This is a genomic window from Streptomyces sp. NPDC016677, assembly GCF_055562815.1.
In genome coordinates, this window is record NZ_JBVHEO010000031.1 from 1 (window position 1) to 10,887 (window position 10,887).

The window sequence follows — 10,887 nt, forward strand, 5'->3', positions numbered from 1 at the left end:
CGCAGATCGTGCAGGACGGTGTCTTCGGCGCGTTCACCGGCCTCTTCCACGGGTTCCTGAACGACATCGCCAACGGCCTGAAGAACCACTACCGCGACATCTGGGACAGCCGGAACAACCCGTTCAAGGACCTCGACGGCAACGGCAACGGCGACAAGTTCAACGACAAGTTCGACGACCACCTCCTGAACGACACCCCCGACCCCAGGCCGAACCCCAGGCCGGACCCCACCCCCACTCCCCGCCCCACACCGGACCCGACCCCCACCCCGAAACCCACCCCCACCCCGACTCCCACCCCGACTCCGGGTCCGGGCCTGGGCGACCGGTTCAAGCACGAACTGGGGGAGGACATCCATCACTTCCTGACCGAGGGCGGGGCGGAGGCGCTGGCCGAGCTGGCCACGGCCGCCATCTTCCACTTCCCCACCGACGGTCCCATGACGTTCCTGGGCGGCGGACTGAGCGCGGTCAGCGAACGGCATCTGGGACAGGGCGCGGCGGCGTTCGGCAGCAAGTTCAACATCAACCCGCCGCCGGCGGTGAACTCGCTGACCCCGCCGGACACGGCGCAGGACGACTCCTCCTCGTCCGACGGCACCTCCCACTCCGGCGACGGCGGCAAGGGCACCGGCACGTCCGGGCCGGGCCCGGCCTCAGGACCGGTGACCCCCGCGTCCGGTGACGGCGGCCGCGACGGACTGAACAACGCGGGCCGGCCCCCGACCCAGTCCTCCGACCTGGACGCGGACCTCATCGGGGCCGGGATCAACGGCAACGGCCCGCTCGACGCCGGCCTGACCGGCCTCGACATCAACGGCCTCGACGCCGACATCGACATCGACGGCCTCGACATCAAGAGCAGCATCCCGGACCTCTCCAACGTCACGACCGGAGGGAACACCACGCCCGGTGGCAACACGGCCACCAGCGGCAACACCGGAACCAGCGGAAACCCGACAACCACCAACGGCACCCCCCGGCCCGGCAGCACAACACCCCAGCAGTCCTCGCCACAGGACTCCGACAGCGACGTCACCGACCCGAGTGACCTCTGGGACGCGCAGAGCGACACCTCGGACGGCACCGAGCTGACCGTGCCGGACACGGCGCAGGACGACTCCTCCTCGTCCGACGGCACCTCCCACTCCGGCGTCGGCGGCAAGGGCACCTCCGCGTCCGGTGACAGCGACCGCGACCGCGACGGGCTGAACAGCACGGGCCGACCCCCCACCCAGTCCTCCGACCTGGACACGGACGTCACCGGGGCCGGCATCAACGGCAACGGCCTGGACGCCAAGAGCGGCATCCCGGACCTCTCGAACGCCGCGACCGGAGGGAACACCACGCCCGGCGGCAACACGGCCACCAGCGGCAACACCGGAACCAGCGGAAACCCGACAACCACCAACGGCACCCCCCGGCCAGGCAGCACGACACCCCAGCCGCGCAGCGAGAGCAACACCCAGGACGTCGACACCACGCCCCAGCAATCCTCACCGCAGAACTCCGACAGCGACGTCACCACCACCCCCGACGGCGCCACCAACGGCACGGACGCCCCCCGCAACGCGCAGCCCGGCGATCCCGACCGCACCGGCAACCCACGCGCCACGGGCCCGGGGCAGCAGGCCGACACCAGCGCCGCCACCGCCCCGCCGAAGCCGGTCGCCACCACCGGCGGTGGCAACGCGTCCGACCCCGATCCGGACACCTACAGCGACACCGACAGCGACTCCGACAGCGACGTCACCGACCCGAGTGACGACCTCTGGGACGCGCAGAGCGACACCTCGGACGGCACCGAGCTGACCGTGCCGGACATGGAGGACGGCAACACGGACGTCGTCACCCCGCCCGTCACCTCCTCCGATCTCCCGAAGCCGGGCTCCGTACCGAACGCGCACGCGAACGCGAGCCCGAATCTGGACCAGAACCAGGACCAGGACCAGGACCAGGACCAGAACCACGGCCCGGACCAGGACCAGGGCCAGGACCAGGGCCGGGACATGCACCAGTCCCCGGAGCATGCCCCGGCCCCGCTCCCCGGCGCCGTCGTGGACCTGACCCCGCTCCCGGCACCGGCCCCCGCCCCGCAGCCCGACGGTTTCGCCGACGCGCGGGCCGCGTCCGTGCCGACCACGCGGAACCACACCTGGGTCGACCCCGTCTCCCAGCCCGTCGGCCCGGACGGCAGGGCAACCCAGTACGTGGTGCGTTCCTCCTTCGACGTACGGCGCTTCACGCACGACGGACAACCCGTCACCGATCTCACCGTCACCTACCGCCTGACCGGCGACCCGCGCCTCGGGCCGCAGGTCGACGGGGTGCTGCAGCGGCTCGGAGCCGGAGTCGAGCGGGTCTTCAACGCCCCCGGCCACCTGCTGCCCGACGGCAGCCGGCTGCACGTCACCGTCGTCCCCGCCGCGCCCGGCGAGGCGGCGCACCTCGACGTCACCCTCACCGACCCGGCGGACGGCGTGCCCGCCACCCACCACTCGTGGCCCGCCGACATCTCCGACTCCGACATCGCCCACGAGATAGGCCACCAGATCGGCCTGCGTGACGAGAGCGGCCTCGATCCCGCGGCGCCCCAGCGGGCCGGCACCGACAGCCTCATGGGCGACCACTCCGCCGTCACCGGCTCACTCCTCCCCGAGCCGGGAGCGACGTACCAGCCCGGCGGGCTGCGGCCCCGTCACCTCCAGCTCGTCGGCGCCCTGGTGGGCGACCCCGCCGACGACCGCCCCGGCGGCGGCCGTCAGAACACCTCCGCGCCCGTCCCGGTCGCCGCGCGGCACGGCGCCGACCCGCCCGCGCCGGTCGTCCCGGCCGCTCCGCCCGCCGACGTCACCGCGGACCCGGACGCGATCCCCCTGGTCCCGCTCCCGACGACGTCCACGCCGGTCCCGGACACCACTCCCACCCCCTCCGACCTCCCGGCGCCGGACACCACGGGCGAGCCTCCCCTCTCCCCCACCGCCACCGTCATCTCGCCCGACCTGCCACCCCAGGTGCCGGTCCTCACCGTCACTTCCCCCGAGGGCGACACCACGCCACTGCCCGAGACCCCGGCCGGCGACGGCCCCCGCCCCTCCTACCTCGGCGGCTACGGGCGGCGGCACGACGGCCAGGTGGGTCTGGTGCACGTGGAGCCGTTCGCGCCGGACGTCGTGGACGCGGTGCACCGGCAGGTGATCACCGCGCTGGGCCGGCCCGCCCCGCACGACGGCGACCCGGTCCTCGCCCAGCTGCGGGACGTGCTGTCGGCCGAGCAGCTGGCGCTCCACCTGCCCTACCTGCGCAGCGCGGGTGGCCACCGGATCACCCTGCGGGTCAACGGCGCCGACCGGGAGGTCGACGTACGGCTGGCCCTGGACGGGGCCCGGCCGTCCGCGCGACAGGGCGCGCTCGACACCAGCGACCCCGACAAGCACGTGGAGCGGCGCGGACAGGGCACCCGGGAGATCGTCTCGGCGCAGCCGTCCGGAACGTACTCGACCGTTCCGGTGCCGTGGACCGGTTCGGTGCCCATCGAGGCGGCGGGCCCGGTGCGTTCGGTGGACATGGGCCTGTCCGCGACGCTGACCCACAACCAGGCGGACGGCTCCACCACCGTCACCCAGGTCGTGCAGACCACCAGCGCGCAGCGCAGCAACGAGCCGTCCCGGGCCTACGACTTCACCGGCAACTGGCAGGTGCGCGTGGACCCGCCCGGTCCCGGCGCCACCCCCGACCCCGCCACGGACTGGCGTCCCGCGCAGCCGCACGGACCGGTGACGATCTGGTTCCCGCAGCACCTGGTGGACGCCGACGCCGACCCCACCGAGGAACTGCCCGCCCCGGCCGCCCTCGACGACCTGCCGGTCTACGGCGTGGACTCGGTGCTGAACCCGCGGCGGCTGTACGAGGGCGCCGCCGACCACTTCCGCGCCGACCTCGACCCCACGGCGTCGGCCCAGCTCGCGGACTTCCTCTCCGAGCCGGTGCTGCGCGGGACGCTGCCGATGCAGCGCGACGGCGGGCTGTACTCGCCGGTGCTCACCGACGCGCACGGCCGGGCCGTCGGCATGGTGCGGCTCGACGCCCGGGTCACGCCCGTCACCCCGGTGGCCAAGAGCATCGCCGGGAAGATCAACCTGGAGAGTCACCTCGTCAACACGGTCAAGAACGACCAGAACACGTCGTTCAACAGTGGCGTGAGTGTCACCGGCAGTCTGGGCCCGTCCTTCACCGCCGACATGACGCAGGGCCACCCGGACGCCACCGGCAACCTGGGCGGCAACCTCTCCGGCCGGTTCACCGGCCAGCTCGGCGCGCAGAACGCGTTCGGCACCAGTTCGCTGGCGGCCACCATGCACGCGGTGCGCACCAACCGCAGCCACCTGCTGACCGAGGCGGACGTCTCGTACACCCTCACCCTGATCCGGCCGGACGGCAGCGAGTCCGCCTACACGCCGGGAAACTGGCGGCACGGCCTGGACCTGCGCATGCTCAGCGCGGACGATGCCCGGGGGCACGCCCCGACCGAGGAGGAGGTCCGCGCGCTGCCGCCCGAGCTGGCGACGCTGGAGTCGGTGGGGCAGTCCGTCGCGCCGCTCGGGGTGGACGGCGCGGACACCCTGTTCGACGAGGCGGAGACCTGGCTGCGCGACAACGGCTTCCTGCCGCCGCCGCCCACCGCGCCGAGCCGCGGCAGGCTGCCCGACGAGACGCTGGTGCAGGCGCAGTTGAACAACCTGCGGCGCCTTGCCGAACTGCGGTCCCAGCTCGGGCTGCGGGCCGCGACCGACTCGGTGCTGGACGGCGGGCACTCGCTGTTCCTGGAGGTCCCCTCGGTGACGGGGCGGCAGCGGGTGCGGCTGGTGCTGGGGGCGACCCGTGACCCGGAGCAGCCCGTACGGCACTCCAGGGTGCTGCCCGGCATCCAGGTGGAGGGCGTGGCGCAGGCTGCGGGCGGCGCCAACGCCCGCCTCGGCAACACCTACGGCGGAGGCGCCGGCTTCGGCGGCGGGCCCAGCATTCCCACACCGCACGCGCAGTGGACCGTGAGCGGCAGCGGCGACTACCAGTGGACCGGGCAGGGTTCGCTCGGGAACACCACCGTCACCACGGTCGGCCACGACCAGTTCTTCATCGGCACCGGGCAGGACACGCACGAGTTCGCGGTGCCGGCCCGGCTCACCCTCGACCTGTACCGGGGCGCCGGTCCCGACCCACTGGTCAGGTTCGCCTCCCCGGCGCCCGCGCCGCACGGCCCCGCCGACCTGGAGGCCGGCCCGGACCCCGCGCCGCACGGCGTACGGGGCACCGTCCGGCTGGCCGTGCCGCACCACCGGACCGTGCCCACCGAGGAGCCGGCGCCCACCGGTGAGCCGCACACCGTACGCCCGGTGACCACGCTGGACACCGACCGGACGGCCATGACGGACGCCTCCGGCCGGCCGCGCCCCGACGTGGTGCGCATACCGGACGACGCCCTGATCGACGTGGTGCGCGGCTCGGCGGCGCTCCAGGACGCCTTCGAACGGATCGTCACCGGCAACCTCCCCGACGCGGCGACGGACACCTCGACGTCGACGGCCAGCGTGCCCGCCCCCGCACCCGCACCCGGTACGGTCTCCTCCCTTTTCAACCGGTTCGCCGGCTTCCTGGGCAGCTCGCTGACCGGCAACGCGCCCCACGACAGCACCACGGTGGCCGCCGAGTCCCGTACGACGGCGTTCTCCCCCGGGTCGCTGGTGGCCCGCGGGCACCAGATCTTCGGCGGCACCTACGTGGTGGACGGGCTGACGCTGCCCGGTCTCGGCGCGGACGGACAGGTCTCGGTGGAGATCCAGGCCGTCGCCCACACGCCCCGGCTGGCGCAGAGTGTCAGCCAGTACCTGGAGACGGGCATCTCCGCCGCCGACTCGGCACAGCAGTCCAAGGGCTTCTCCAAGACCCACGGGTTCGGTCTGGCCGGCACGCTGACGCAGAACAACCCGTCGTCGCCCGCCGCCCCCGCCACCACCCCGGAGCCGAACCCGGACAGCGGCTCCTCCACGGCGCGGCCCACCGCCCCCGAAACCCGCAAGCCGTCCCGCTTCACCCCGTCCGGGCGCTACCAGTACGACCGCAAGACAGACAAGTCGGACACCCTGATCAGTACGACGGTGACCAACCGCGTCCCCACCCAGTCCGGCCTCCAGCACCGGATCACGGCCGACGTCACCTATCTGATCACCGTCCGCTCCGGGCACCGCAACGTCTTCGCCAACACCGTCGGCTACGGTCCCTCGCCGGCCGTCACGCTCGCCGTGGACGTACCGCGCGGCCTGCAGTTCCTGATGACCGAGAGCCAGCTGCGGCGTGACCGGCGCTGGATGGGCGGCGTCGAGGGGCTGCCCGCCGACGTGCCGCCCGCCGGTCTGGAGAGTCCGCCGCTGCCCAGCCGGTACGTCCGGGACGGCACGCTCGGCCTGGCCACGGTCACCTCGGTCACCGAACTCGCCCCGGCCGCCACGGACGGCACGACCGGGACCGACACGACCGACACGACCGACACGACCAATACTGCCGACACCACCGACACTGCCGACACCACCGGCACCACCGACGCGGCGAACAACACAGCCCCGCCCGAGCAGCGCGGCCGGCTGCACCGCGAGGTGCGGCAGCTCGTCGACCGCTTCGCGCCCGGCATCACCACCCCCGGCCACGCCTCCTACCTGCCCGGTGTCGCCGCGCTGATCGCCGACCACACCAGCGTCTCCGGCAAGCGGGCGCTGATCGGACGCGGCGGCCGGGAGGTCCGGTTCAGCTTCCGGCACCACCGGTTCGGCGGGGCGTCCCTGATCGAGGTCACGCTCTCGGCCCGCCCCACGACCAGCGTCGCCGACCGGGCCGCGCGGCGCGGCACCGCGGTGCCGGGCGACAAGTCCGGCATCGAGAACTGGGGTTCGCACACGGCGGCGGGCCGGTCGACGACGACCACGACGGGCCGGCAGCACCGCTTCACCGGCAACCCGCTCGCCCGCTTCACCCGCCCCGACATGGACGACCGCACAGACCGCCTCGGCCCCTCCGTCCAAGTGGCGTCGGCGACCAGCAAGGTCGACAAGCGGGTCCGCACCGCCGAGGACCGGTACTGGCTGCGCACCGACAGCGCCGCCGACTTCGACGACCTCGCGTACGAGTTCACCGCCACGGTCCGCTCCACGTACGTCACGGACTGGCCGCCCAACGTGCTCGGCGCGATGATCCAGCGCGGGGTCATCGCCTGGGACGACGCCGACGCCGCGACCCGGAGCTGGCTCAGCCGCACGCTCTCCGGCGAACTCGGTGCCCAGGCCCGGGTCCCCGCCCTGGTCAGCGTGCGCTTCACCGGCAGCGAGAGCGCCGAACCCGCCGCCGACGGCCGGCCCCCGGTGGCCGCCTCGGTGTCGTCCGTCGACCCTCGGCTGCTGTACAACGGCCAGGCGCCGCTGCGTGACACGGAACTGTTCCACCCGACCGGCAACGTGCCGGTGTACGGCTTCGACGCCTGGGACCAGCTCTACACGGCGCTCGACCAGGTGGCCCCGGCGACCGGCAGCGGCTGGCGCGCGGTGCCCGCCTCCCAGTCCGACGAAAACGCCTCGGTCCGGCTCGGCGAACTCCTCCAGGCCGGTTCCGTCACGCTGGACACCCCGCGCCTGACCGGCGGCATGCTGCCGTCGATGCCGGGCGCGTTCCCGCTGTCGGACGGCCCGGAGCCGCCCACCCTGACCGTGTCGCTGTACCGGCCGAGGCCGGTCACCGACGGCGGTGACGTGGCCATGGACCGGCTGCGCGTCACCCTCGACAGCGACAGCACCGTCTCCGGCGGCGACACCACCGCCGGGCTGTCCCTGCCGTTCGTGCTGAGCGCCGACGACCCCGACCGCAACCTGCTCGGCGCCACCCCGCCGGTGCTGCAACGGCCGGTGGACGCCAGCAACTTCGGCAGCAACGTGTCCGGCACGCGCCGGGACTGGCTGAAGACCGGCAGCACCAGTCTCCCGGCCGACGGCGGGCGCGGCACCCGCAGTTACGAGGTTCGCGCCGACGTGCACATCGAGGTCTCCGGGCCCGACGGCGTGCGGCACGTGACCGGCACCGCCACCCTGCGCATCGAGGAGCGCGACGCGCTGGGTCACGGCATCACCGTGCCGCGTCCCCGCCCCCGGGTGTACGACCTGCCGGCGCTGCTGGACGCGCACACCGGCGCCGGGCCGGCGCAGTGGGCGTCGACGCCCGTGCACGACGTGCCGTCGGCCCTCGTCGCCGGACTCGACCCGGCCGACGACGGCTATCAGTTCTGGCTGGCCACCGGCACCGACCCGGACGGCTCCCGGCTGGCCCTCGCCCTCTACGGTTCCTCCCGTACGGCACGGCTGACCGGCCACCCGGTGGAGCTGGTCACGCGCGGTCCGGAGGGGCTGCGCATCTGGTCGTTCGACCCGGACGGCACCCTGACGACGCCCCCGGGCCCGGCCCCGGGGACGGACGGCACGGTGCCCCCCTCCGGCGACCCGTCCCTGGACCGGGCCTGGAGCGACTTCGAGGCCGTCGCCGCCGAGCTGGACCGGGCCGCCGCCGACCACGAGCAGGCCCTCGCGGACGAGCGCGACCTGCGAGACCTGCGTCCCGACGCGGCGGAAGCGCTGTCCACGGCGGTCACCGCGCTCGACACGGCCCGTACGAAAGCCACCGAGGCCGACGCGGCGGCCACCGCCGCCGAGACCGCCGCCGACCGCGCCGAGCAGGACGTCCGTGACCTCGACGGCCGTATCGACGCGCTCACCTCGGCCATCAGCGACGCCCACGCCACCGTCGACTCGCTGGCCGACGCCATCGCCGGGGGCGAGCGCCAGGAGACGCGGCTCGGCGAGCAGGTGGGCAGGGCCGGCGCGCACCTGACCGACCTGAACACCCAGGCAGCCCAGGCCGCCCAAGCCGCCCAGGCCGCTGACGCGGCGGCGGAGACGGCGGAGACGGCGGACGCAGCGGCGCCGGCGGACCAGGGCTCCATGGTCACGGCGCCGCCCGCCGTCGACCCCGGGCTCGCCGCCCGGATCGACGCGGCCACCGCCGAGGTCGACCGACTGACCTCCGAACTGAACGACGTACGCGCCACGTTGACACAGAACCGTACGTCCCTCCAGCGGACCGAGACTTCCCTGGCCCGTGACGAGGCGGCCCTGGCGACGGCACAGGACCGGCGCCCCGGTCTGGTGAGCACCGCGCGGGACCTGCGCGCCACCGCCGGAACGGCACGCGGGCACGCCGACGGCACGGCCCTGTTCCTCCAGGACACCCAGGAGTCGCACGACCGGGCCGCGCAGCGGCTCGGCGAGATCGACACCGCGCTGGACGACGCCCTCGGCCGACGCGACGACGCCGCCGCCCGGCGAGCGGCCGCGGAGACCGCGTTGCCCGGCGTGTCCGGGCCGGTGCTGTCCGCCGGCCCCGCCGCACTGCCCTCCTCGCACACGGCACTGGCCGCCATCCCCCCGCGCCGGCCGGGCTCGGGCCTCCCCCGCGGAGCAAGCCCGTCCACCGGCAACATCCCGGCGACGCCGCAGGACGGCGACACCTCCGAAGACGACACCTCCACCGACGACACCACCGACGTCGACACCTCCACCGACACCACCGACGCGACCACCGACGACGGCCACTCCGACGCGGAGACCGCCCTCACGGTGCCCGAGCCGCCCCCGGCCCCGCCGAAGGACGCCCCGCCGAAGGACGACGACGCCTCCGACCACGGCACGGACGAGGACACCGGCACCGAGGGCGTCGTGCCACCGCCGTCCGAGCCGTTCCAGGTCCGTGCCCCGCGCGGCGACTCCGTCGCCACGCCCGGCGACGGCCGGTGCATCCTCTACACCTTCATCGGCACCGACCCGCAGCGCGTGCGCGACCGGCTGCCGGGACTGAGCACCACGGCCCCGCAGACGTACGCCTGGCTGGGCGACCCGGACGCCGTGCGCGCCGGGCTCGTCCGGACCGCTCGGGGCGACACCTCCCCCACGGCCCGGCAGGCCCGCGCCCACCTGCTGATCGCGGCCGACCACCTGCGCGCCGCGGCGGAGCGCCGGCTGCACGACGCGCGGCAGGGCGGACGGCCGTTGCCGCAGGACGTCGTGGGCCAGGTACGGCGTACGCTGGCGCAGCGGTTCAGCGAGTGGACCGCCACCATGGACCGGCCCCAGCTCGACGCCGTCGCCCAGCAGTACGGCATCGCCGGGGTGCGGGAGCCGGAGGACATCAACGACGATCTCGCCGCCCGCTACCGCGCCGCGCTGGAGGCGGAGGGCGAGACGGACGTCCCGGCCGACCCGGGGGTCCGCACGATGTTCGCCTACCTGCGGGACACCGGCCGTCTGCCCGCGCTGGAGGAGCTGACCGACGCCCAGTTGCGGGCCGTCGTCGACTCCTCCTACGCCGACAGCACCCGGCCCTTCACCGATGACGAGATGGCCCACGCGCTGAACGCGGTGCGGAACTGGTCCACCTCGTGGCAGACCAACCAGGGCGAGATGTTCCTGCCGTTGCTCGCCGACACCCTGGACCTGACGGTGGAGGTGCTGCGGCCCGATGCCTCCACGGGCCTGGGCACCGTGACCCGCGTCGGCTCACCCACCGCCGGCCGGGTCGTGGAGGTCCACTACCTGGGGCTCAACCACTACAGCGCGAGCGACGCGGGCCCCCTCACCCCGACCACCCCTGCCCCTGCCCCTGCCCCTGCCCCTGCCAACACCACCTCCCACGCCCCCCGAAGCCTCCAGGACACCCCCAGCACCCAACCCCCCGGCCGCAACCGCCCCGCACCCCACCGCAACCCCGACGACAACCAGCCCGCACCCACCACCCCCCACC

General features: G+C 74.4%; 1 pseudogene. It reads left to right on the forward strand.

Annotation, left to right across the window (positions count from 1 at the left end):
• Window positions 1–8: 8 nt before the first annotated feature.
• Window positions 9–10,887: pseudogene (locus tag ACZ3IG_RS36010) on the forward strand (hypothetical protein); the annotation flags it as partial.